Annotated in this window: 25 protein-coding genes and 1 other annotated feature; all 25 genes read left to right on the top strand. The window is 34.1% G+C overall.

Features of this window, described 5'->3' with window-relative positions; translation table 11 throughout:
• The first annotated feature begins 40 nt into the window (after window positions 1-40).
• Window positions 41-1,507, top strand: coding sequence for a UDP-N-acetylmuramoyl-L-alanyl-D-glutamate--2,6-diaminopimelate ligase (locus DFR57_RS08890; protein ID WP_114352796.1), 1,467 nt, complete (start codon window positions 41-43; stop codon window positions 1,505-1,507).
• A 50-nt stretch (window positions 1,508-1,557) separates the two neighbouring features.
• On the top strand, window positions 1,558-2,541 hold the full coding sequence (mraY, locus tag DFR57_RS08885) for a phospho-N-acetylmuramoyl-pentapeptide-transferase (protein WP_114352795.1): 984 nt from the start codon (window positions 1,558-1,560) through the stop codon (window positions 2,539-2,541).
• Window positions 2,538-3,890 carry a UDP-N-acetylmuramoyl-L-alanine--D-glutamate ligase gene (gene murD / locus DFR57_RS08880; protein WP_114352794.1) on the top strand — a complete coding sequence of 451 codons (1,353 nt, stop codon included), beginning with the start codon at window positions 2,538-2,540 and terminating at the stop codon, window positions 3,888-3,890. Before mraY ends, murD begins: the two co-directional genes overlap by 4 nt.
• A 66-nt stretch (window positions 3,891-3,956) precedes the next feature.
• On the top strand, window positions 3,957-5,066 hold the full coding sequence (spoVE, locus tag DFR57_RS08875; RefSeq protein WP_245937425.1) for a stage V sporulation protein E: 1,110 nt from the start codon (window positions 3,957-3,959) through the stop codon (window positions 5,064-5,066).
• A gap of 194 nt (window positions 5,067-5,260) precedes the next feature.
• Entirely contained in the window at window positions 5,261-6,052 is a 792-nt protein-coding gene (locus tag DFR57_RS08870; protein WP_114352792.1) for a cell division protein FtsQ/DivIB, read from the top strand.
• Complete coding sequence (locus tag DFR57_RS08865) at window positions 6,036-6,728, top strand: DUF881 domain-containing protein (RefSeq protein ID WP_114352791.1); 693 nt, start codon at window positions 6,036-6,038, stop codon at window positions 6,726-6,728. Before DFR57_RS08870 ends, DFR57_RS08865 begins: the two co-directional genes overlap by 17 nt.
• A 14-nt stretch (window positions 6,729-6,742) precedes the next feature.
• Entirely contained in the window at window positions 6,743-7,462 is a 720-nt protein-coding gene (locus tag DFR57_RS08860; RefSeq protein WP_170132947.1) for a DUF881 domain-containing protein, read from the top strand.
• Window positions 7,462-7,821 carry a small basic family protein gene (locus DFR57_RS08855; RefSeq protein WP_114352789.1) on the top strand — a complete coding sequence of 120 codons (360 nt, stop codon included), beginning with the start codon at window positions 7,462-7,464 and terminating at the stop codon, window positions 7,819-7,821. The genes DFR57_RS08860 and DFR57_RS08855 overlap by 1 nt, the downstream gene beginning before the upstream one ends.
• Before the next feature lie 162 nt (window positions 7,822-7,983).
• Window positions 7,984-9,276, top strand: coding sequence for a cell division protein FtsA (ftsA, locus tag DFR57_RS08850; protein ID WP_114352788.1), 1,293 nt, complete (start codon window positions 7,984-7,986; stop codon window positions 9,274-9,276).
• Between the two features lie 66 nt (window positions 9,277-9,342).
• Window positions 9,343-10,482, top strand: a complete 1,140-nt coding sequence (gene ftsZ / locus DFR57_RS08845) for a cell division protein FtsZ (protein ID WP_114352787.1) — start codon at window positions 9,343-9,345, stop codon at window positions 10,480-10,482.
• A gap of 420 nt (window positions 10,483-10,902) precedes the next feature.
• Window positions 10,903-11,823 carry a sigma-E processing peptidase SpoIIGA gene (gene spoIIGA / locus DFR57_RS08840; protein ID WP_114352786.1) on the top strand — a complete coding sequence of 307 codons (921 nt, stop codon included), beginning with the start codon at window positions 10,903-10,905 and terminating at the stop codon, window positions 11,821-11,823.
• Window positions 11,820-12,539, top strand: a complete 720-nt coding sequence (gene sigE, locus DFR57_RS08835) for an RNA polymerase sporulation sigma factor SigE (RefSeq protein ID WP_114352785.1) — start codon at window positions 11,820-11,822, stop codon at window positions 12,537-12,539. The genes spoIIGA and sigE overlap by 4 nt, the downstream gene beginning before the upstream one ends.
• A 104-nt stretch (window positions 12,540-12,643) precedes the next feature.
• Window positions 12,644-13,426: an RNA polymerase sporulation sigma factor SigG gene (gene sigG / locus DFR57_RS08830; RefSeq protein ID WP_114352784.1), complete on the top strand. Its 783-nt coding sequence runs from the start codon at window positions 12,644-12,646 to the stop codon at window positions 13,424-13,426.
• Between the two features lie 202 nt (window positions 13,427-13,628).
• Window positions 13,629-13,868 (top strand): YlmC/YmxH family sporulation protein, encoded by a 240-nt coding sequence (locus DFR57_RS08825; protein WP_114352783.1) that lies wholly within the window; start codon window positions 13,629-13,631, stop codon window positions 13,866-13,868.
• A 77-nt stretch (window positions 13,869-13,945) separates the two neighbouring features.
• Complete coding sequence (pgeF, locus tag DFR57_RS08820; RefSeq protein WP_170132946.1) at window positions 13,946-14,746, top strand: peptidoglycan editing factor PgeF; 801 nt, start codon at window positions 13,946-13,948, stop codon at window positions 14,744-14,746.
• A gap of 32 nt (window positions 14,747-14,778) precedes the next feature.
• Window positions 14,779-15,456, top strand: coding sequence for a YggS family pyridoxal phosphate-dependent enzyme (locus DFR57_RS08815; RefSeq protein WP_114352781.1), 678 nt, complete (start codon window positions 14,779-14,781; stop codon window positions 15,454-15,456).
• 2 nt (window positions 15,457-15,458) lie between these two features.
• On the top strand, window positions 15,459-15,893 hold the full coding sequence (locus DFR57_RS08810; RefSeq protein ID WP_342768836.1) for a cell division protein SepF: 435 nt from the start codon (window positions 15,459-15,461) through the stop codon (window positions 15,891-15,893).
• A gap of 8 nt (window positions 15,894-15,901) precedes the next feature.
• Window positions 15,902-16,168 (top strand): YggT family protein, encoded by a 267-nt coding sequence (locus DFR57_RS08805; protein ID WP_114352779.1) that lies wholly within the window; start codon window positions 15,902-15,904, stop codon window positions 16,166-16,168.
• Between the two features lie 105 nt (window positions 16,169-16,273).
• Entirely contained in the window at window positions 16,274-17,047 is a 774-nt protein-coding gene (locus DFR57_RS08800) for a YlmH family RNA-binding protein (protein WP_114352778.1), read from the top strand.
• A gap of 87 nt (window positions 17,048-17,134) precedes the next feature.
• Window positions 17,135-17,647, top strand: a complete 513-nt coding sequence (locus tag DFR57_RS08795; RefSeq protein WP_114352777.1) for a DivIVA domain-containing protein — start codon at window positions 17,135-17,137, stop codon at window positions 17,645-17,647.
• Window positions 17,648-17,710: 63 nt separating this feature from the next.
• Window positions 17,711-17,926, top strand: a binding site (T-box leader).
• Window positions 17,927-18,032: 106 nt separating this feature from the next.
• Window positions 18,033-20,789 carry an isoleucine--tRNA ligase gene (ileS, locus tag DFR57_RS08790; protein ID WP_114352776.1) on the top strand — a complete coding sequence of 919 codons (2,757 nt, stop codon included), beginning with the start codon at window positions 18,033-18,035 and terminating at the stop codon, window positions 20,787-20,789.
• 144 nt (window positions 20,790-20,933) lie between these two features.
• The gene (gene lspA / locus DFR57_RS08785; RefSeq protein WP_114352775.1) at window positions 20,934-21,404 is read left to right on the top strand and encodes a signal peptidase II; all 471 of its coding nucleotides are present in this window, start codon (window positions 20,934-20,936) and stop codon (window positions 21,402-21,404) included.
• Window positions 21,401-22,315 carry an RluA family pseudouridine synthase gene (locus DFR57_RS08780; protein WP_114352774.1) on the top strand — a complete coding sequence of 305 codons (915 nt, stop codon included), beginning with the start codon at window positions 21,401-21,403 and terminating at the stop codon, window positions 22,313-22,315. Before lspA ends, DFR57_RS08780 begins: the two co-directional genes overlap by 4 nt.
• Before the next feature lie 173 nt (window positions 22,316-22,488).
• On the top strand, window positions 22,489-23,031 hold the full coding sequence (gene pyrR, locus DFR57_RS08775) for a bifunctional pyr operon transcriptional regulator/uracil phosphoribosyltransferase PyrR (RefSeq protein ID WP_114352773.1): 543 nt from the start codon (window positions 22,489-22,491) through the stop codon (window positions 23,029-23,031).
• Between the two features lie 136 nt (window positions 23,032-23,167).
• Window positions 23,168-24,526: a solute carrier family 23 protein gene (locus DFR57_RS08770; RefSeq protein WP_114352772.1), complete on the top strand. Its 1,359-nt coding sequence runs from the start codon at window positions 23,168-23,170 to the stop codon at window positions 24,524-24,526.
• Window positions 24,527-24,533: the final 7 nt, after the last annotated feature.

Here is a 24,533-nt window from a genome sequence, read left to right as displayed (position 1 = left end):
CATTAATAAATGCTAATTTTAAATAAAGGACGTGCAAGGTATGAAAAAATTACACGAACTCATTAGTGTACTTCCTAATTATAAAACTGATGATGATCTTTCAACTGTGGAAGTAACTGGTATTCAAATGGATTCAAGAGAAATCAGTAAAGGGGACCTTTTTGTCTGTATTGACGGCTTTACTGTTGATGGACACGATTATGTCGACCAAGCAGCACAAAATGGAGCAATTACGATTGTTGCTGAAAAAGAAGTAGCTACCGATATTCCCGTCATTTATGTAGAAGATAGCATTCGGGCACTTAGCCTTTTAAGTAATACCTTTTACATGAATCCAACACAAAAGCTGAAATTAATTGGTGTAACTGGGACAAATGGAAAAACATCTATTTCTCATTTATTAGACGACATTTTCCAATATGCTAAGTATAAAACTGGTGTGATTGGTACGGTTGGAATGCGCATAAACAATCAAGCGTATCCAGTAAAAAACACTACACCAGATGCCTTATTTCTTCAACAAAGCTTTAAAAAAATGGTAGATGAAAAAATTGATGTTGCGGTCATGGAGGTCTCCTCTCATGCCTTAGCAATAGGCCGGGTACATGGTTGTGATTTTGATATAGCTGTTTTCTCTAATTTTTCACAGGACCATTTGGATTATCATGAGACAATGGAAGATTATTTACATGCAAAAAGTTTATTATTCTCGCAATTAGGAAATCGATATGATTCACAAAATAAGAAAATAGCTATATTAAATCGAGATGATCCTACATATAACAAATTAAAAATGGTTACAGCTCAACCTGTCGTTACTTATGGCATTGAAAAAAAAGCAACCTTTTCTGCTACAGAGACACAAATTAATGCACAAGGTGTATCATTTAAACTAAAAACACCTGAAGGAGAATTTCCTGTAAAAAGTAAATTGATGGGTAAATTTAGTATTTATAACATCTTAGCTTCTATAACAAGCGCTTATTATGCAGGCATCTCTTTACCTACAATAATCGAAGCTATTGAACACTCAGAAGGAATTAAAGGACGCTTTCAACCAGTTCTTTCTGGTCAAAATTTTGGAGTGATTGTAGATTATGCTCATACACCTGATTCATTGAAAAATGTATTGGAGACGGTTAATAGCTTTAAAAAAGGAAAGATATATGTAGTCGTTGGTTGTGGTGGAGATCGTGACCGCACAAAACGTCCTTTAATGGCTCAAACTGCTGTCTCATACGCGGATATTGCTTTTTTAACATCTGATAATCCACGAAGTGAAAGACCTGAAGATATACTAAGAGACATGACTAGTAATTTAACGACAGACAATTATCAAGTAATTATAGATCGAAAGCAAGCTATTGAAGAAGCTGTAAGAATAGCCAAAAAAAATGATATTATTCTTATTGCAGGAAAGGGCCATGAGACTTATCAAATAATTGGTAATGAGGTAATAGATTTTGATGATAAAAAAATTGCGGAAGAAGCAATAAATAACCGATAATAATATTATTATAGAACAAGAGCATCGCGTATTTTTAGGAGGAAATTATTTTGAACACGACTACATTAATTCTTACACTAGGTATTGCATTTTTATTAACAGTGCTTCTTTCACCAGTGTTCATACCATTTTTGAAAAGACTGAAATTTGGTCAGAGCATTCGAGAAGAAGGTCCACAATCGCATATGAAAAAGACTGGAACGCCAACTATGGGTGGACTCATGATCATTTTCAGTATTGTAATTACAACGATTATCATGGTAATAAAAGCAGAAATTTCTATTTTGAGTTACGAAGTTGGCTTGCTATTATTTGTTTTATTAGGTTACGGCTTATTAGGATTTTTAGATGATTATATAAAAGTAGTCAAAAAAAGAAATCTTGGTTTAACTTCCAAGCAAAAATTAATCGGGCAAATTTTAATTGCTATCGTTTTTTATGTGGTATTAAAAATGCAAAATTTTGATACATCTATTGGTATACCGGGCACAGCGTTTGATATTGAGTTGGGCTGGTTTTATGCCGTCTTAATCATTGTCATGCTAGTAGGTGCTTCCAATGCAGTAAATTTAACCGATGGATTAGATGGTTTATTAGCTGGAACGGCTGCAGTGGCTTTTCTTGCATTTGCAGCACTAGCATGGATAAATGATCTAGACACTAGTATATTTATCTTTAGTATTTCCGTTGTTGGAGCATTATTAGGGTTTTTGGTTTTTAATAAGCATCCTGCTAAAGTTTTTATGGGGGATACAGGTTCACTAGCTCTTGGAGGCGCTATTGCTACAATTGCAATCCTATCAAAGCTAGAGATCTTACTCGTGATAATTGGAGGGGTTTTTGTAATTGAAACACTTTCCGTTATGATTCAAGTTATATCGTTTAAAACTACCGGTAAACGGGTATTTAAAATGAGTCCACTTCACCACCATTACGAGCTTAAGGGATGGTCTGAGTGGAAGGTAGTCACAACTTTTTGGATAGTAGGGCTTTTATTTGCATTACTTGCCATTTATATTGAGGTGTCATCATGAATAATAAACTTATTAATTTTCCTTATAAGCGCATTCTAGTATTAGGATTAGCAAAAAGTGGTACGGCAACTGCAAAATTGTTAAATAGAAACAATTGTGAGGTTATCGTTAATGACCTAAATGCAAAAGCTGATGATCCTTTTGTTTTGGATTTAAAAGCGCAGAATATTGAAGTAGTAGTAGGCAGTCATCCACTTTCATTGTTAGATAATATTGATGTAGTCATAAAAAATCCAGGCATTCCTTATGAGAATCAGTTAATAGAAAGTGCAATCGAACATAGTATTCCAGTGCTTACAGAAATAGAATTGGTAAACTATTTAACAAAAAATCCGATCATCGGAATTACAGGATCTAATGGAAAAACGACAACTACTACGTTAATTTATAAAATGATTGAAGCAGATAATCAAAAAGTATCGTTAGCAGGTAACATTGGTATGGTGGCTTCAGAGGTCGCTGAGAAAGTGGAAAAGGATGAAGCAATGGTAATTGAGTTATCGTCTTTTCAATTACTCGGTATTGAGGATTTTCGCCCGAAAATAGCAATACTATTAAATTTATTTGAAGCTCATTTAGATTACCATAAGACAATCGAACATTACCGAAAAGCTAAAATGAATATCTTTAAAAATCAAACTATTGATGATTTTTTAGTTTATAATGCTGACAATACACTGGTAAATCAATCAGTAGAAGAGGCTAGTTCAATTAAAGTTCCATTTTCTAAAGAAAAAAAACTAGACGACGGGGTATGGGTAGATCAAGAATATCTGTATTTTAAATCTGATGAAATTATTAAACGTAAGGAAATTAAATTAGTTGGAGAACATAATTTAGAAAATATTATGGCTGCCGTAGCTGCAGCAAAACTTTACAACATTTCAAATAATGCCATTAGATCTATCTTAAAAACTTTCACTGGTGTGGAGCACCGGTTACAGTTTATTGATAACATTGCTGGAAAAAGCTTTTATAATGATTCAAAGGCTACAAATATTTTAGCTACTTCAAAAGCGTTAGATGCATTTGATAAACCCATTATCCTGCTAGCTGGTGGATTAGATAGAGGAAATGAGTTTGATGCTTTAGTGCCTCATCTAACAAATGTAAAAGCAATGGTTCTTTTCGGAGAAACAGCTCCTAAACTAGCTACTATTGCAAAGAGAGCGGGTATCGATAAAGTAGAAATAGTAGAAGCAATGGAAGAGGCAGTTGCTGCTGCAAATGCTTCTTCCACAACAGGAGACGTTATATTATTGTCCCCCGCTTGTGCAAGCTGGGACCAATACCGCACATTTGAAGAACGTGGTGACATGTTTGTCCAAGAAGTGCATAAACTAAAATAGGGCTATTAATGCTTCTATTTTGGTATCAAGGCCCTACAATCCAACATGGAGATGGGGGTTTTCTTTTTGGATCAAAACTTTAAAAAAAAACCAGTTGATTTTATTTTACTTTCTACCATTATTGTTATTATTTTAGTAGGCACACTCATGGTATACAGCGCTTCTTCGATTTGGGCAAATTATAAGTTTGATGATCCATTTTTTTTCTTTAAAAGGCAGCTATTATTTGCTTTTGTAGGTATTATAGCAATGATTATTGTAAGTAACACACCCTATTTCATTTGGGAAAAGTATGCGCGGTTTTTACTGGTAATTTGTTTTCTTTTGCTCTTACTCGTACTGATTCCTGGCGTTGGAATGGTAAGAGGTGGAGCTAGAAGCTGGATTGGTGTTGGGGTTTTTAGTATCCAGCCAGCCGAGTTTATGAAGCTAGGGTTAATAATTTTCTTAAGCAGCTATTTATCAAAAAACAGAAAATGGATTCAATCCTTCAAGAAAGGTTTTTTGCCACCTGTTACGTTAATTGCCATAGTTTTTGGCACAATATTACTTCAGCCGGACTTAGGTACTGGAGTAGTACTTTTACTAACTGGTTTTTTATTAGTATTCGTAAATGGTGCAAAGATCACTCATTTTTTATGGATGGGGGGAATTGGAATTGTTGGATTTTTATATTTAATTCTTTCCGCCCCTTATCGTATTAATCGGATTACGTCTTTTTTAAACCCATGGGAGGACCCTTTGGGAAATGGCTTCCAAATCATCCAGTCATTATATGCAATTGGCCCTGGTGGCTTATTTGGTTTAGGCTTTGGAAATAGTATTCAAAAATACTTTTATTTACCTGAACCACATAATGATTTTATTTTTGCTATTATAGCGGAAGAGTTAGGCTTTATTGGTGGGGTAGGTTTACTATTATTATTTATATCCCTAATGTGGAGAGGAATTGTGATTGCAATACATGCACCAGATTCCTTTTCAGCTTTAGTTGCTACTGGAATAGTTGCTATGTTAATGATTCAAGTTTCTATAAACATTAGTGTTGTCATTGGGTTAATACCAGTAACGGGGATTACTTTACCTTTTATTAGTTATGGAGGCTCTTCCTTAACGCTATTATTAACGTCTATTGGTATATTACTTAATATAAGTAGGTATCGAACGATAATCTGATAATTTATACATAGATCCCATATTATATGAGGTTGAGTATGCTATAATTTAATAATAGGTTTTTAATTGAAAAGAAAATTAAAAGTTTACGAGGAAGTAGAATGACACACAAAAATACTTGATCAATATCCACACAATTAATGATTGTTAGTGAGGTTGTTTTCTTTAATTCATAACAAAGGAAGATTTGAAATATGGCAAAGAAAAAAGTAGTTTCCATTGAAGATAGAATTCCCCAGCTTAAAAATGAAAGAAGAAAAAAAGCAAATCGCAGATTAGTATTTTATTTAACTGTTTTTTTTATTTTAATTGGAATTATTGTTTATCTTCAATCGCCATTAAGTCAGGTAAAAGAGGTTATAGTTGAGGAGAATGAGCATCTTTCTGATGAAGAGATAATTAAACAAAGTACCATAGATTCTTCCGACAATTTCTGGGGAGTTAATTTATCAGAAATTGAAAAAAAAGTGCAAAATCATGAGCAAATTAAAGAAGTTGAAATTTCCAGGAAATTTCCTACTAGTTTAAAAATTATAATAAGTGAACATAAACATGTTGGATATATTAAAAAAGATAAGCAGTACGTACCTATTCTAGAAAATGGAAAAAGGATGGCTTCCGTTTCCATGAGTAATCTAAAAGCAGATGCTCCATTATTAACTAATTTTACGGATGAAAAGCTTCTTATTCAATTTGCAGAGGAATTAGGAAAGTTATCGAATCATGTAAAAGTACTTATATCACAAGTGACTTGGATACCATCAGATAGCAACAAATATAAAATAATTTTATATATGAATGATGGATTTGAAGTGGAAGCTTCTATAAGGAATTTTGCTAATTCGCTTTCTAGTTATCCTTCCATTGCTAGTCAATTAGACGAAGAAGAACCAGGAAGGATTAAAATAAATGATGGAGGAGCCGTCTTCACGCCATATGAAAGAGAGATGACAGATGAGGTGATAGAAGATGAAACAGAAGGGTAATTATATAATTGTTTCCCTTATATTGTTTGTAGTTGGGTTCTTGGTAGCATTCAGTTATCAACAAACCAATTCGAAACCAAAGGTTACACAACTTTCTGAAAATGAGTGGGAAAAAGACTACTTTTATAGGCAACAACTAATTGACATAGAAGATAAAAATAAACAATTAGAAGATGAGTTGACAACTTTACGACAAACAGTACAGGATTTTGAACAAGATATTGGAGAGGAAAAAAAGCAAATTGGTGATTTAGTTGATACAAAAAAAAGACTGCAAATTTTAACAGGGGAGTTACCTGTTGAAGGTGAAGGAATTGAAATAAGCTTAAAGGATGCAGATTATATCCCGTCAGAAGATAATGTTAATCAATATATTGTACACGACCGTCATATTCATCTTGTTATAAATGAATTGTATAGTGCAGGAGCTAAGGCCATTGCTATAAACGGACAACGAATATACGCAGATAGTTATATTCAATGTGTTGGACCTGTAATATCTGTTGATGGTAATGTTTATCCAGCACCTTTTGTGATAAGTGCAATAGGAGCACCTGATGTTCTTGATGTAAGTCTAAATTTAACAAATGGTGTGGTGGATAATCTTTTATATGATAATATTGAAGTCACGGTAGAACAAATGCCTGAAATAGAAATGGATGCAAGAGCAAGTTGAAAAAGGTGAGAGGTTTGCAAAGAAAAAACAAATTACTTATCGGTTTGGTATGTTTATGCACTGGTTTTATGCTAGCAATTCAATTTCAATCAAATCAAACACCACAAGAACGTGACACGAGAGATTTATGGGAGATTCGAACTCAATTGCAACAAGAACAAAGACAGCAACAACAGCTTTATCAAGAAATTTCACAAGTGAAGAATGTACTTGACGAGTATGAAGCTCAATCTGAACCAGCACAAATGAAAGCATTAAATCAATCAATACAAGAGTTAGAAATTAAAGCAGGTATGACAGAAAAATCAGGACCAGGTGTGATCATAAAAATAGATCAATTATTTATGGATATAGAGGGTCCACAATCTTCTCCTGTTTTAACTCCAGATTTATTGCATCATTTAATAAATGAGTTAAACCAATTTGGGGCATCTGATTTGGCAATAGAAGGTCAGAGGATGATTGATATTACACCTATTCGACTAGTTAATGATAGAATATATGTAAACAATCACCCATTACCAGGTCTACCTGTTGAAATTTACGTTTTAGCAAATAATGCAGAGCGATTAATCGATTATATCGAAGTAAGCAATTCAAATGATTACTTTGCGATAGAAAATTTAAAAATTTCAACAGAGGAAAGTAGTCAAATAGAACTGCCTGCTTATGATGGTATTTTAAATCTTCAAGGAATTAATGTAAATGCACAGTATGAAGTAGGTGATGAATAGTGTGGCTACCTGCCATGTTTTTAATTTTTGGTGTATTATTAGGTCTAATGACTAATATTACAGTACCTGATGCCTATGCTAATTATCTATCTATTGCTGTACTCGCCGCATTAGATACCTTATTTGGAGGAATTAGAGCACAGGCAGAAAGAAAATTTGATCAAAAGATATTTGTAACAGGTTTCTTTTTTAATATTTCCCTAGCAGCATTTTTGGCATTTTTGGGTGTTCAATTAGGTATAGATCTATATTTAGCAGCAATTTTTGCGTTTGGTGTGAGACTTTTTCATAATATCGCAATGATTCGACGGATTTATATTGAAAAATGGGAAAAAAGAAAAATAAAACAAGAAAAATAAAGGTATTTAGTCGATTTTTGTAGAATAATGAATATATTATAATTTTTTTAGGATATTTGATTGAAATTCATGAAAAAAGTTCTATGTTTTATTATAATAGAAGATAACGTAAAAAATGAATAAAATCTGAAATAACAATTGAAAAGTTTAGGAGGTGCCTCTTTGAACAACAGTGAAATTCTAGTCAGCCTTGATATAGGTACATCGAAAATAAAAATCATAATTGGTGAAGTATTAAACGATACATTAAATATTATTGGCGTCGGTACTTCCAAGTCAAAGGGAATGAAAAAAGGTTCTATTGTTGATATTGACCAAACTGTTCAATCTATTAGTGCTGCTGTTGAACAAGCGGAACGAATGGTGGATATAAAAATTGAACGCGTAATTGTTAGTGTCAATGGAAGCCATGTACAACTGCAACCTTGTCACGGGGTAGTTGCAGTTTCGAGTGAAAACCGTGAAATTGGTAATGAGGATATACACCGAGTTATTGAAGCGGCTCAAGTGATTTCAATACCACCCGAAAGAGAAATCGTTGATGTAATACCAAATCAATTTATCGTGGATGGTTTAGATGAAATTACAGATCCTCGAGGAATGATCGGGGTAAGACTTGAAATGGAAGGAACAATTATTACTTGTTCTAAAACAATGTTACATAATGTTCTAAAGTGTGTAGAGCGTGCCGGCTTGGAAGTAATGGATATTTGCTTACAACCTTTAGCTACTGGTTCTATTGCCCTATCGCGGGATGAACGTAATTTAGGAGTGGCATTAATAGATATTGGTGGTGGAAGCACTACTGTATCATTGTTTGAGGATGATCATTTAGTTGCAACCTCAGTTCTTCCTCTTGGTGGGGATAATATCTCGAAGGATTTATCCATCGGTCTTCGTACTTCCTCTGAGGATGCAGAAGAAATTAAAATAAAACATGGCTATGGTTTCTATGATGATGCCAATGAAAATGAAGTTTTCGAAGCAAGTATTATCGGTACAGATAAAAAGCAGAAATTTAACCAGCTCGAGCTTGCTGATATTATTGAAGCAAGATTAGAAGAAATTTTCACATATTGTGCTCGAGAAATTCAAAAAATGGGCTATGATGAATTGCCTGGTGGTTTTGTGTTAACTGGTGGATGTATGAGTACCCCAGGAGCGATAGATTTAGCACAGGATTTATATCAACATAATGTACGGGTAGCTATTCCGGATTACATAGGAGTAAGAGAGCCTCAATACACAGCTAGCGTTGGAACCTTGAAATTCGCTTATAAGAATGCGAAAATACAAGGGAAACCATTTGAAGATGCTGTAGTAGTAAATGACATTGAACAGGTAAAAGCAAAGCCTAAAAAATCTCAAAAGCAAGCACCTAAAGAAACTGCAACTAAAGAAAAGAAAAAGAAGGATCCGAAGTTAGCTAATCTTTTCAAATACTTTTTTGATTAAAAAGCTTTGATCGAGACAAGATTAACAAACACGACCTTGTAAACTAGCAAAATAGGAGGAAAGCTCATGTTAGATTTTGATACAAATATGGATCAACTAGCAACAATTAAAGTAATAGGCGTTGGTGGCGGAGGTAGCAATGCCGTAAACCGAATGATTGAACACGGAGTTCAAGGTGTAGAATTTATTGCGGTTAATACTGATGCTCAAGCCTTAAATTTATCTAAAGCAGAAGTGAAAATGCAAATAGGAACCAAGTTAACACGTGGGCTAGGAGCAGGTGCTAATCCTGAAGTTGGACGAAAAGCAGCTGAGGAAAGTAAAGAACAGATTGAAGAATTGCTTAAAGGTGCTGATATGGTTTTTGTAACTGCCGGAATGGGTGGTGGAACAGGAACAGGTGCCGCACCAGTTATTGCACAGGTCGCTAAAGAAATTGGGGCGCTTACTGTTGGTGTTGTAACTAGACCATTTACCTTTGAAGGAAGAAAAAGAGCAACACAAGCTGTGTCAGGAATTGACGGATTAAAAAGTAGTGTAGATACGTTAATTGTAATTCCTAATGATCGATTGTTAGAAATTATTGACAAAAATACACCTATGCTTGAAGCTTTTAGAGAAGCAGATAACGTATTAAGACAAGGTGTACAAGGTATATCAGACTTAATTGCGACACCTGGTTTAATTAACGTCGACTTTGCTGACGTGAAAACAATTATGTCAGATAAAGGATCTGCATTAATGGGAATTGGGGTTGCAACAGGAGAAAGTAGAGCAACCGAAGCAGCTAAAAAAGCTATCTCATCACCACTTCTTGAAACTTCTATTGATGGTGCTCATGGTGTCTTAATGAATATCACAGGTGGTACAAACTTAAGTTTGTATGAAGTACAAGAAGCCGCTGATATTGTAACATCTGCAGCTGACCAAGAAGTAAATGTTATTTTTGGTTCTGTTATTAATGAAGAATTAAAGGATGAAATCGTAGTAACAGTTATTGCTACCGGTTTTGACGAAACTCAAATGAAAATGACACCAAATAAGCAAAAATCTATTATGAATCAAAAACCTAAATCTGAAAGACCTGAAGAACAAACTCGTGAAGCTAAACCGAAACCAAACACAAATCCTAGCTCAAGAGTGGCGCAAGAAGAGGATACATTAGATATCCCTACTTTTTTAAGAAATCGCAATCGAAGAAGATAAACAAAGTATATAATATTCAAAAACAAGCATGGAAATCATGCTTGTTTTTTGTTTTTTACAGGAAATTATAAAGATGCCTTACAAGCTAAGTAATAATAATAAGGAAAATGAAAAGATAACACCTCGCGAAAATTAAATATCGATTCCCTCGCTCAATGCAATTTTTTTCTCTAAAGTTAAAATACAGTCGTGAAAGTCTTAACCTCACCTCTTCGAATATTCTCATAAAAAATATAAACAAACATAGTGTTTGTGATTTGTTTGCAACAGTACTAATCATGATTTTTCATAGAAGACAAATATAGTAAAATTATGCGAAAAAAAGAGTTAATTTTTACCATATAATGACAGACTTTTTAATGGATAGGCATTATACTCAAGCTACTTGGTAAGGTACAGGCATGGAGGGAAAAAGTGTAGGTGATTATATATCTTGAATTAATATGGCTTTTAAATTTCATTATAGATTATATGATTCTAACGTTAACACAATCCTTAACTAGACAGTTTACCAAACAGTCTAAGTTACTTATTGCAAGTTTTATGTCATCAAGCTTTGTTCCACTTTATCTGATATATCCAAATGAGCTTGACCATTTGTGGGTTAAGGTTTTGATTTCAATCTTTATGATATTATTAGCCTTCGGTTATAGGAATCTAAAAGTTTTTACGAAATTGATCGCAGTTCTATATTTTACAACATTCACAATGGGAGGTGGATTACTAGCGACTCATTTTTTAATGAATCAATCCGCTTCACCTACACACCCTGCAAATAACTATGGAGGATTGATTAATTGGATGTTTGTAGCGGTTTCTTTTCCTTTCGTTTTTATTTTTACAAAAAAACGCATGGACGAGCATAAATATGAAAAATTTCAATATGATCAAACGTATAAAGTCAAAATGGAATGGAACGAAAAGGTAATCGATAGCATTGGGTACGTGGACAGTGGAAATCATATGCATGATCCAATTACAAATCAACCTGTTATTATATGTGATCCAATGATTTTAAATCAATGGTTTTCGTTAAATGACATGGACAAAATTAAAAGTTTGGACATAAATGGTAGTGATTCCATAGACGCGCTATATGCCTTTCCTTTTCTTCGAATAGTACCATACCAAGTCGTAGGAGGTTCAAGTAAATTTATGTTTGTTTTTAAGATAGATAGACTTAGTATATTTGTGGAGGATAATCCCATTATTATTAAAAAAACTTTAGTAGGTATGGAATTTGATCAATTCCATAATGATCAAAATTATCATTGTTTGCTACACCCTAAATTAATTGAATCCAATAGTAGCACTCAAACAAGATCGGAGGATATATCATGACTAATTTAAAAATGAAATTAAGATTATTATGGATGAAATTGTTGATAAAATTAAAAGTTAAAAAGAATCCTATTTATTACATAGGTGGAAGTGAAGCTTTACCACCGCCATTATCTAAAGAAGAAGAATTTCAGTTAATTAATCAGTTGCCAAATGGAGATAAGGCAGCGAGGGCGATGCTTATTGAAAGAAATTTACGATTAGTAGTATATATTGCACGCAAATTCGAAAATACTGGTATAAATATAGAAGACCTTATTAGTATAGGAACAATTGGTTTAATTAAAGCTATTAATACATTTAATCCAGAGAAAAAAATTAAACTTGCAACCTATGCTTCTAGGTGCATTGAAAATGAAATTTTAATGTATTTGAGAAAAAATAATAAGACAAAAACAGAAATTTCATTTGATGAACCACTAAATATCGACTGGGATGGAAATGAATTATTACTCTCAGATGTATTAGGTACCGACGAAGATATTACTATAAAAGACTTAGAAATTAATGTTGATAAAGCACTATTAAAAGATGCTTTAGAACAATTAAAAGGTCGTGAAAAGCAAATTATGGAGCTGCGATTCGGGCTTGTCAACAATGAGGAAAAAACTCAGAAAGATGTAGCTGATTTACTGGGAATTTCACAATCATATATATCTAGGTTAGAGAAAAAAATCATAAAAAGATTACAAAAAGAATTTAATAAAATGGTATAAGACGTAATTGTGAATCAAAATATCTTCCAAAAATGCTTTGCATAATTTCCAACCCAATTGGTGATACTTTCCCTATGAAGGTTTCCTAATTGGGAGGGTATTTTATGACAAGACATAAAGTAGAAATTTGTGGGGTTGATACGTCCAAACTGCCCGTTTTAAAAAATGACAAGATGAGAGTATTATTTCGACAAATGCAAGAAGGTGACACAGAAGCTCGTGATGAATTAATTAATGGAAATTTAAGATTAGTACTTAGTGTCATTCAACGTTTTAATAATCGTGGTGAATATGGCGATGACTTATTCCAAGTGGGTTGCATCGGTTTGATGAAGTCCATTGATAACTTTGATTTAGGACAAAATGTAAAATTTTCAACTTACGCGGTTCCTATGATTATAGGAGAAATCCGTCGATATTTAAGGGATAATAATCCAATAAGAGTATCAAGGTCTTTAAGAGATACGGCTTATAAGGCACTACAAGCAAGAGAGAGATTAATAAGCAAAGCATCAAAAGAACCAACTGCAATGGAAATAGCTAAAGAATTAGATTTGCCTGTAGCAGAAGTTATTTTTGCATTAGATGCTATTCAAGACCCTGTATCTTTATTTGAACCGATTTATAATGATGGAGGAGATCCAATATTCGTCATGGATCAATTACAGGATGAAAGTGTAAAAGACACTAATTGGTTAAATTATTTATCAATTAAAGAAGGTATGCACAGGTTGAATAAACGAGAAAAAGTTATTTTAAATAAACGCTTTTTCCAAGGGAAAACTCAAATGGAAGTAGCAGAAGAGATAGGGATATCCCAGGCACAAGTTTCTCGATTGGAAAAAGCTGCACTAAAAGAAATGAATAAGGACATGTTTGAATCTTAACTGAAAAAATGACCCTTAGAGGTCATTTTTTTATTTTACAATAGCAAAGCCTATAATTTACTGGAGTATAATATAAGGAAATTTTAGGCTTTCGCCGTAAAGACTTGACTATAGGTCAAGTTTTTCTAATAATGTAATTTCATTTTCTTTACTAAACTAAACATTACCCTAATACATATAATATTAAAGGGGTGATTATTAAATGTTAACTTTATCAGAATTACAGGCCAAAGAGTTAATTTCAATTGAGAATGGAACAAGACTAGGTTCACTTATTGACTTAGAGATTGATGTAAGTAATGGTATTATCACTGATTTAATTCTTATTCCTAAAAAAAAGACGCGCTTAACCTTTAAAGATGAAAATGAAGTGATGATACCATGGTCTTCCATCGTTACAATTGGAAAAGATGTGATATTGATTAGATACAACCAACATTAGACATTTTTATATTATGATTTATAAAAAGAAATTAAATAAGAAATATGATAAAATGTAGGGATATAAGGGGGATTCAAATGGAACCATTTAAATATTCTGAATCTGACCAATTGTTAAAGATAAGTAAATGGATAAAAGAAAGTAATGTTTCACTATTAGCGGGTTTTACAACAAAAGAAGATGGGTTTAGCAAGGGTGATTATTCATCCATGAATCTAGGCTTTCATGTTGGTGATGTAAAAGAGGATGTAGTAAGAAATAGAGCTCATCTGTCCAATAAATTAAACGTACCTATTAATTCTATGTTTTTTATAAATCAAATTCATAGTAATTTTATAAAGGAAATAACCAAAAAAGATTTACAAAAACCTTTTCATTCTGAGGAATTACAAGACATTGATGGTATTTGGACTAAAGAGCCTAGAGTATTATGCACCTTGCAATTTGCTGATTGTGTTCCAGTGTATTTTTATCAGCCTGACATTCCGGTAGTTGGTATTGCTCATGCCGGTTGGCGAGGAACAGTTGGAAGTATATCTAAAGAAATGATACAAAGCATGGCGAAAGCAGGTGTTGACCCTAAAACCGTACAGATGGCAATTGGACCTTGTATCTGCGGAGATTGCTATAAAGTTGATGAAAAAGTAATTTCACAAGTCCCTAAGCAATTTAATCATACATATCAAAAAACTAATTCCGAATATAAATTAGATTTAAAAAGGTTAAACTTTGATATATTAGTAAGTGCGGGTGTGAAAAAAGAAAACATTATAAGTACGGATTATTGTACAAGTCATCATGATTTATTTTTCTCTCACCGAAGAGATAAAAGAACCGGAAGAATGGTAGCGTATATCGGATTTGGATTCGATAAATGACGTAATATCATATGAAAGGAGAATAGCTTACAGTGACAGTAGAACAAAATTTACACAATATAACCCAAGAGATCGAAGAAGCCTGTGAGCGTGTTAATAGAGACCCAAATGAAATAACCATCATTGGTGTGACGAAATATGTTACAATAGAAAAAGCAAAAGAGGTTATAAATGCTGGTATAGGCAATATCGGGGAAAATCGAATGGAAGGTTTCCTTGAGAAAAGACATTCCATTGACTTGGACGTGAACTGGCATTTTATAGGAACACTGCAATCTCGTAAAGTTAAAGAAGTGATTCAAGATATTGATTTCTTACATTCTTTAGATCGAACCTCATTAGCAAAAGAAATTAATAAAAGAACAAACAAAGTGGTTCCTTCTTTCGTTCAAGTGAATGTAAGTGGCGAAAGCTCTAAACACGGCTTGCAAGTAGATGAAGTAGAGGATTTCATTCAAAAAATGGAATCATATCCAAATGTTAAGATTATTGGCCTCATGACAATGGCTCCTCATGATGAGGACGAAGAATCCTTACGTTCGATTTTTAGCCGATTACGTGAGCTGCGAGATTCGATAAAAGAAAAAAATTTAAGTCACGCTCCTTGTGAATTTCTATCAATGGGAATGAGTAATGATTATTCGATTGCTATTGAAGAAGGTGCAACACATATAAGGATTGGGACAAGTTTAGTAGGTGCTAAGGAATAGAGGTGAGTTGGTTGGGATTCAAGAATAAATTCCGCAATTTTTTTAACTTTGAGGATGAATACGAATTAGTCGAAGAGAATGAAGAGTATGTAACAGAAGATAGTTATCAAGACGGTAATGAAAAAAATAATGTTGTAAGCTTAAAGTCAATTCAAGCGAGCTCAAAAGTGGTTTTATGTGAACCAAGATCGTATGATGAAGTAGAAGAGATTGCAGAGCACATTATTCACCGTAAATCCGTGGTTATAAATATGCAACGTGTTGATACCATGCAAGCACGTCAAATCATTGATTTTATGAGTGGAACAGTATTTGCTTTGTCAGGTCAAATTAAAAAGTTAGGTTCACAAACTTTTTTATGTACACCTGAACACATAGAAGTGTCAGGTAGTATTACAGAAATAATGGAAGATATAGATCCAGAACAAAGGTGGTAACAGATGCAATGTACATGCTCTATGAAATATTAAGTACAGCGATGACGATCTATTCTTATGCGATCATCATCTATATTTTAATGTCGTGGTTTCCTGGTGCAAGAGAATCCTCGATTGGCCAATTTTTAGCTAAAATAGTAGAACCTTATCTAGAGCCATTTAGAAAGATTATCCCTCCTATTGGCGGCATGATCGATATATCTCCGATTGTAGCTATTTTTGTACTGCAATTTGCGATAAGAGGTTTAGGTTACCTTTTCACAATGCTTATATAAGAAATAGAGTAACTTGGCGTATGCCAAGTTTTTCTATTCAATATAATATCTTATTAACCTATGGATATATAAATATTTTTAAGAAATATCAATAAAGGTGATTATATGGATTTGTATCAACATTTTCGAAGAGAAGAATACCCATTTATTGAGCAAGTCCTTTCATGGAAAGAGCTTGTCAGTGAACGGTTTACACCCAAAGTAACAGATTTTATTAATCCAAGAGAACAAAGAATTTTTCAAACCATTATTGGTAATGATGAGAATTTAAAGCTCTTGTTTTATGGTGGGTGGGAGAATGCTGAAAGAAAAAAAGCGATATTAGCTCCAACTTATGAACCTATCACAGAAGAAGTATTTGAGCTTGAGTTATTGCAAGCGAATTATCCTTCAAAATTTGTAAATGTGGAACACCCTGATGTATTAGGTGCTTTTTTAGGCTCTGGTATTGAAAGGAAGAAAATTGGAGATATTGTTATATCTGAAAACCACATTCAAATAGCAGTTTCTAGTGATATTACACCGTACTTAAAAATGAATGTGACAGGAATAAAAAAGGCTTCAGTTAATTTTGAAGCGATTTCTATTCAGAATAAAATAGAAATTGAGCAAGAATGGGAGCCTTTTTATAAAACATGTTCATCCAAAAGATTAGATGTGGTCCTGAAAGAAATGCATGCTCTATCTAGGCAAAAAGCAGCTGATTACATCAACAAAGGTTTGGTTAAAGTGAATTATCAAACAATTAATAATACTTCCTTCCTATTAGAGGAAGAAGATATGGTTTCTGTAAGAGGCTTCGGTCGAGTTAGAATAAAAGAAGTATTAGGTACGACAAAAAAGGGTAAAATCAGATTAACTTTCGAAAAATTAAAATAAATTTGCAGGAAATCATTTTTTTATGTCGAAAAAGTATTATACTAGGAAATATAGTAATAGAATAAACTTCTTTAGGAGGTGGCCTAAGTGCCTTTAACACCGTTGGATATTCATAATAAGGAATTTACTAGAGCATTTCGAGGTTATGATGAAGATGAAGTGAATGAATTTCTTGATCAAGTTATAAAAGATTATGAAGCTGTAATACGCGAAAAGAAAGATCTTCATGAAAAAGTAGAACAATTAAATGAAAGACTTGGACACTTCTCGAACATTGAAACTACATTAAATAAGTCGATATTAGTTGCTCAAGAAACAGCAGAAGAAGTGAAGGGTAATGCTTCCAAGGAATCTAAGTTAATCATAAAAGAAGCTGAAAAAAATGCTGATCGCATTATTAATGAAGCACTTCATAAATCTAGAACCATTGCTCTTGAAGTAGAAGAATTAAAAAAACAGGCGAAAGTATTTAGAACGCGTCTGAAAATGTTAGTAGAAGCCCAGTTGGATTTAGTTGAGAACAATGATTGGGATGACATGTTCGATGTAGACTTAAATCCAGAAGAAGAAGCACAGATAAGTGAAGACTCTAGATATTAATACCTTGACGATTTTATAATTTTTACATATAATTTCATCAATAGTCATTATCGATATATTATATAAAATACGGTGAATGGGATAGTACAATTTTGTAGGATTTTTAGCGAGCTAGGGTTGGTGAGAGCCTAGTATGAATCTCAATTGGAAAATCACCCAGGAGTAAGCAGTCTGAACTTTTAGTAAGACTGAACGATTCATTCTCGTTACGAATGCTAGAGTGGACAGTGCGATAAATTGTCTATTAGGGTGGTACCGCGAGTTCTTCTCGTCCCTTTTTGGGATGAGAAGAACTTTTTTGCGTGTAAACGGTACGACCAAAGATGTGAAGGATTTAAATTGTATATTATTGATCAAAATACTAAAAAGAATGAGGAGGATCTAAATGGATTATAAGAACACACTATTGATGCCGAAAACAGAATTTCCTATGCGTGGAAATTTACCAAACAAAGAACCTAAGCTACAAGAAAAATGGGATGAAGAATCAATTTATCAAAAGGTACAAGAGCGAACAAAGGATAGACCTTTATTTGTCTTACATGACGGACCTCCATATGCAAATGGTGACATTCATATGGGTCACGCATTAAATAAAGTATTGAAGGACTTCATTGTACGTTATAAATCCATGAGTGGATTTCATGCGCCTTATGTACCTGGTTGGGACACACATGGTTTGCCGATAGAACAAGCACTTGCTAAGAAAAAAGTAAATCGTAAAAAGATGTCGGTAGCGGAATTCAGACAAAAGTGTGCGGAGTACGCCCTTAAACAAATAGATAATCAACGTACACAGTTTAAACAGCTTGGTGTTCGTGGTGATTGGGAAAATCCGTATATAACACTAGATAAAGAATATGAAGCTGCTCAGATTGAAGTGTTTGGTGAAATGGCTAAAAAAGGATATATTTATAAAGGATTAAAGCCTGTCTATTGGTCGCCATCATCAGAATCTGCATTAGCTGAAGCTGAAATTGAATATCAGGATAAGCGTTCAGCTTCTATCTATGTTTCTTTTGACGTGAGGGATGGAAAAAATGTATTAGAAGGTGATGAAAAATTCATCATTTGGACCACAACCCCCTGGACACTGCCTGCAAATCTGGGAATATCTGTTCATCCAGATCTTGATTATATCGTAGTGAAAGAAGCGAGTAGTAAGTTTATTATTGCTAAAGATATGTTAAATCAAGTGAAAGAAGAGCTCGAATGGTCTGAAGCAGAGGTCTTAAAAACGGTTAAAGGAAAAGATTTAAATCATACGATTGCTAAGCATCCATTTTATGATCGTGATTCTCTTATTATTACTGGAGATCATGTAACAATTGAAAGTGGTACTGGATTAGTTCATACAGCTCCTGGGCACGGTGAAGATGACTTTATTGTTGGAAAACAAAATGGTTTAGAAGTTTTGTGTCCAGTTGATGAAAAAGGTTATTTCACTGAAGAGGCACCTGGGTTTGAAGGATTATTTTATGATGCAGCAAATAAAGAAGTAACAGAGAAGTTAGAAGAAAATAAAGCTTTATTAAAGCTTGAGTTTATTACACACTCTTACCCTCATGATTGGCGTACAAAAAAACCTACGATCTTTAGAGCAACCAATCAATGGTTCGCATCTATTAAAGACTTCCGCGAAGATATTCTTGCAGAAGTCAATCGCATTGAATGGTTACCGAAGTGGGGAGAAACTAGACTTTATAATATGGTAAGAGATAGAGAAGATTGGTGTATCTCACGTCAACGTACATGGGGCGTTCCTATCCCGGTATTTTACGGGGAAGATCGTACGCCTATCATTACAGATGAGACGATCACCCACGTAGCAAACTTATTTAAAAAACATGGATCAAATATCTGGTTTGAATGGGATACAAAAGATTTATTACCAGAGAATTTCTCCTCAGAACATAGTCCTGATGGCACCTTTACGAAAGAAACAGATATCATGGATGTATGGTTTGATTCTGGTTCTTCTCACCAAGGTGTATTAGAATCAAGAGAAGATTTGAAACGCCCTGCTGACATCTATCTAGAAGGTTCTGATCAATACCGCGGCTGGTTTAACTCATCCTTATCCACCTCTGTGGCTGTAACAGGAAAATCACCATATGAGGCTATTATAAGTCATGGTTTCGTGTTAGATGGAAAAGGAAGAAAAATGAGTAAGTCGGTAGGTAATGTCGTTGTACCTTCCAAAATTATGAAGCAATATGGAGCCGACATCCTTAGATTATGGGTAGCATCAGTTGATTATCAAGCTGATGTAAGAATATCGGATGAAATTATCAAACAAACTTCTGAAGGTTATCGAAAAATAAGAAACACTTTCCGTTTCTTATTGGCTAACTTACATGATTTTGAACTAAAAGATATGGTTAAAGATGAAGAACTGCAAGAAGTTGATCGATATATGTTAATCAAATTACAAGATGTTATTAAAAAAGTTGAAAAAGCTTATGAAGCTTATGATTTCTCAACTGTTTATCATACTATCCATAACTTCTGTTCTATTGATTTAAGTTCTTTCTATTTAGATTTTGCGAAGGATATTTTATACATTGAAGCAAGTGACAACGTGAGAAGAAGAAGTATCCAATCTGTCTATTATCAAATTATCGTATCTTTAAATAAATTATTATCACCAATTCTCAGTCACACTACTGAGGAAGTTTGGACTTATATTCCTGAAGTAAAAGAGGAAAGTGTACAATTAAGTGATTTTCCAAAAGCAAGAGATATCGAAAATCAAGAAAAAATCAAACAAAAATGGGATGCTTTTATTGAGGTAAGAGATGATATCCTAAAAGCATTAGAAGAAGCAAGAGCTGAGAAGGTAATTGGTAAATCATTAGAAGCACACGTTACGTTAAAAGCAAATAATGAAAGTATTGCTGGTTTGTTAAAAGAAATTCCACACTTACATCAATTATTAATTGTTTCAGAAGTGAATGTTGTGGAAGAATTAAGCGATGCAAAAACCTACCAACATGTCTCTGTAGCAATTGAAAAACATCAGGGTGATACTTGTGAAAGATGTTGGGTAAGCTCACATGATGTTGGAGATAATCCGGCACATCCTTCCCTTTGTGTACGTTGCGCAGATGTAGTAGAAAAACATTATAAAGATGTAGAATAAAACGGATGAGAATCAACTACCTAGTTTGGGTAGTTGATTTTTCTGAAGTCTAGCTTTGTGTAAAAATAGTAATTAAGCTAGCATGCCACTATAAAAAATGATAAATTTAAGTAGTGGAATAGTTTAAAGACGGAGGTCAATTTAATGTGGGTTTATGTACTTGCAATCATCGTCATCATTTTTGATCAAATTAGTAAAGCACTTATTGTATCAAGAATGGCTTTAGGTGAGAGCATAGAAATGATCGAGAATGTTTTTTATATCACGTCTCACCGAAATACTGGTGCAGCATGGGGCATATTTGCTGGGCAAATGACGTTCTTTTATATTATAACGGTAATCGTGGTAGCTTTTATAATCTATTACATTCAGAAATACGCAAAGGATAGCAAAACTTTAGGTGTTGGATTAGGTTTGGTGTTAGGTGGAGCAATTGGAAACTTTATTGATCGTTTATTTAGAAAAGAAGTCGTTGATTTCTTTGATATTTATATTGGCACATATGACTATCCGATTTTTAATATAGCTGACTCTGCACTTGTGACAGGTGTGATTCTTATTTTTGCTACAACGATTCTTGATGAAAGTAAGAAGAAAAGAGGTATAACATCATGAAAAAGAACGAACTAACGGTACAGGAGTCCGAGGTAGGCTTAAGGATTGATAAATTACTTGTGACTAATTTAAATGATATATCTAGATCTAAGTTAAAAACATGGTTTGAGGCTAACCTTATTTTAGTGAATGGAAAGCCTGCTAAAGCTAACTATACTGTTCAAAAGAATGATTTGATAAGCTGGCAGCAACCTGAAATTAAGCCTCTTGAGATAGAAGCAAGGGATATCCCGCTAGAAATAGTCTTTGAGGATGAGGATTTATTGGTAGTAAACAAGCCAAGCGGAATGGTGGTTCATCCATCAGCTGGACATCAAGAAGATACTTTGGTAAACGCCTTACTTTTTCATTGCAATGATTTATCCGGTATAAATGGGGTAGCGAGACCAGGTATTGTGCACCGAATTGATAAAGATACAAGTGGACTTTTAATGGTGGCCAAAAATGATAAAGCTCATGAAGCTTTAGCTTCCCAATTACAAGACAAAATGGTAAAGAGGGCCTACCAGTTAATCGTTCATGGAGAAATTCAGCATGAATTTGGTACAATAGATGCTCCAATCGGAAGAAGCGAGAAAAATCGTCAACTTATGGATGTAGTTGATAAGGGTAAGCCGGCTGTCACGCATTTTGAAGTATTAGAAAGAATTCATGACAAATTTACACTTGTAAAATGTGTCCTTGAAACAGGAAGAACGCATCAAATAAGGGTGCATATGAAATATATAGGTTTTCCTCTTGTAGGCGATCCAAAATATGGGCCGAGAAAAACCATTGACGTAGAAGGACAAGCTTTGCATGCCTATTTACTTGGATTTAAGCATCCAAGCACAAATGAATGGATGGAATTCGAAGCACCTTTACCATCTGCTTTTCAAACAGTTTTAGACAATCTTAAGAAAAGTTATTGACATAAGGTCATATATTTGAAATAATAAAACAAATAAATAAGTCCTTTAAAACAGTCCCGTGAGGCTGAGAAGGTATTGGATACGGAACGGATACGTATGTCCAAAAACCCTTATTCCTCTCTGGAATAAGGGTTTTTTTATGCACTTTGGGCTTTTAAGAGGGAGGTAAGAATGTGAATCAAAAAGCGATAGTACTTGATAACGCAGCGATTAGACGTGCATTAACGAGAATAGCACATGAAATTCTTGAAAGAAATAAAGGTGTGGATGACCTGATGTTGATTGGAATAAAAACAAGAGGCCTTCCATTAGCTAAACGGTTGCAAGAAAGAATAAAAGAAATCGAAGGCATTGAAGTTTCCTTGGGAGAATTAGATATCACATTATATCGAGATGATTTGAGTCATGCTGCAGAAAATTCAGAGCCAACTCTTGCTGATGCAAAAATAAACGATCGAATAACAGGAAAGAAAGTTATTTTAGTAGATGATGTACTTTATACTGGTAGAACGGTTCGTGCTGCCATGGATGCTATAATGGATCAAGGTAGACCTTCGCAAATCCAGTTAGCAGTGCTAGTTGATCGTGGACATAGAGAATTACCAATTAGAGCAGATTACATCGGAAAAAATATTCCTACCGCTCAAAGTGAAGTAATAACAGTAGCATTAGATGAGATAGATCAAAGTGACATGGTTAGTATATATGAAAAATAGGATAGACCTTTAAGAAAGTACAGAGATACTTGCAAGGTTTGTTAAATTGGAAGCGTGAGAATGGCTACACGTAAACCTCTTTGCATACCTGCAAAGAGGTTTTTTTATATAAAGAATAGAAAAGAGGAGTAAGAAAATGACACAGAAAAACATGGTTTTAGGAATACGAGAAGTTCCACCCTTATCAAAATGGTTACTATTTAGCATTCAGCATTTGTTCGCAATGTTCGGAGCAACGATTCTAGTTCCTTTTTTAACTGACTTATCACCTGCGGTTGCATTGGTTTCGAGTGGTACTGGTACACTTGCCTATTTATTAATTACGAAAGGTCAAATACCTGCTTATTTGGGATCGAGCTTTGCATTTATTGCACCAATTGTTGCTGCAATGACCACAAGTGGAGTAGCAGGAGCAATGGTTGGGAGTTTTTTAGCAGGTTTAGTATATGGCGCATTAGCACTTCTTATAAGTTTTTTTGGAACAGATTGGTTAATTAAAGTCTTACCCCCTGTAGTAGTTGGGCCAGTGATTATCGTAATTGGTTTAGGTTTAGCACCAACTGCAATTGATATGGCTATGAACGTAGATGGTGAATACAGTGGATTGCATTTTAGTGTAGCGGCATTAACATTATTAATAACAATAATAGGTTCATTATTTTTCAAAGGTTTTTTCGGACTCATACCCATCCTTATCGGAATTGTTGGCGGTTATCTTTATGCCTTTATGGTTAATGTTGTGGATACCAGCGGATTATCAGCTGCTTGGTCTAAAATCACTGATGCTAGTTCAATCGGAGAATTTTTTCAAGCTGTGATATTGGTTCCGGAATTTGTTGTTCCATTTGTAGATTATAATCCAGTGGATGTTATTAGCTGGGAAATAGCCTTGATTATGGTACCTGTTGCAGCAGTAACGATAGCAGAACATATCGGAGATCAAATGGTTCTTTCTAAAATCGCAGAACGAAATTTCTTGAAGAAACCAGGCTTACATCGATCCATTCTTGGAGATGGTGTAGCAACGATTATCGCATCTTGTTTAGGTGGACCACCTAATACAACTTATGGAGAAAATATTGGTGTTTTAGCAATCACAAGAGTCTTTAGTGTATTCGTTATAGGAGGCGCTGCTGTACTAGCTATCCTGTTTGGGTTTATCGGGATCATTACTGAGTTAATTGCTTCGATCCCTACTGCTGTGATGGGCGGCGTATCGATCTTACTCTTTGGTATCATTGCATCTAGTGGACTTCGGATGCTGGTTGATAATCAAATAGATTTAGGTGTAAAACGTAATTTAATTATATCTTCTGTCATTCTGGTAATTGGAATTGGAGGAGCTATTGTAAATATTCAAATCGGTGATGTAAATGTCACGGTTGCAGGTATGGCTTTGGCCGCGATAATTGGGGTTGCTCTAAATTTAGTCTTACCTGAAAAGGAATCTGCTTATGGAAATGGGAACATGTTTAAATCAGAGGATGCAGAATAAAATATCA

The organism is Saliterribacillus persicus (genome assembly GCF_003337485.1).
GTDB lineage: Bacteria > Bacillota > Bacilli > Bacillales > Amphibacillaceae > Saliterribacillus > Saliterribacillus persicus.
The sequence above is the reverse complement of the archived record's forward strand: the minus strand, read 5'-3'. Positions and strand labels throughout refer to the sequence as shown.

Bases quoted from the DNA above. Each gene is read 5' to 3' on its own strand.
- murD (WP_114352794.1), top strand. From the start codon at position 2,538: ATGAATAATAAACTTATTAATTTTCCTTATAAGCGCATTCTAGTATTA.
- DFR57_RS08865 (WP_114352791.1), top strand. From the start codon at position 6,036: ATGAAACAGAAGGGTAATTATATAATTGTTTCCCTTATATTGTTTGTA.
- DFR57_RS08800 (WP_114352778.1), top strand. From the start codon at position 16,274: ATGGATTTGTATCAACATTTTCGAAGAGAAGAATACCCATTTATTGAG.
- DFR57_RS08890 (WP_114352796.1), top strand. From the start codon at position 41: ATGAAAAAATTACACGAACTCATTAGTGTACTTCCTAATTATAAAACT.
- sigE (WP_114352785.1), top strand. From the start codon at position 11,820: ATGACTAATTTAAAAATGAAATTAAGATTATTATGGATGAAATTGTTG.
- lspA (WP_114352775.1), top strand. From the start codon at position 20,934: ATGTGGGTTTATGTACTTGCAATCATCGTCATCATTTTTGATCAAATT.
- ftsZ (WP_114352787.1), top strand. From the start codon at position 9,343: ATGTTAGATTTTGATACAAATATGGATCAACTAGCAACAATTAAAGTA.
- ileS (WP_114352776.1), top strand. From the start codon at position 18,033: ATGGATTATAAGAACACACTATTGATGCCGAAAACAGAATTTCCTATG.
- DFR57_RS08805 (WP_114352779.1), top strand. From the start codon at position 15,902: ATGTACATGCTCTATGAAATATTAAGTACAGCGATGACGATCTATTCT.
- DFR57_RS08870 (WP_114352792.1), top strand. From the start codon at position 5,261: ATGGCAAAGAAAAAAGTAGTTTCCATTGAAGATAGAATTCCCCAGCTT.
- DFR57_RS08780 (WP_114352774.1), top strand. From the start codon at position 21,401: ATGAAAAAGAACGAACTAACGGTACAGGAGTCCGAGGTAGGCTTAAGG.
- sigG (WP_114352784.1), top strand. From the start codon at position 12,644: ATGACAAGACATAAAGTAGAAATTTGTGGGGTTGATACGTCCAAACTG.
- DFR57_RS08825 (WP_114352783.1), top strand. From the start codon at position 13,629: ATGTTAACTTTATCAGAATTACAGGCCAAAGAGTTAATTTCAATTGAG.
- pgeF (WP_170132946.1), top strand. From the start codon at position 13,946: ATGGAACCATTTAAATATTCTGAATCTGACCAATTGTTAAAGATAAGT.
- DFR57_RS08770 (WP_114352772.1), top strand. From the start codon at position 23,168: ATGACACAGAAAAACATGGTTTTAGGAATACGAGAAGTTCCACCCTTA.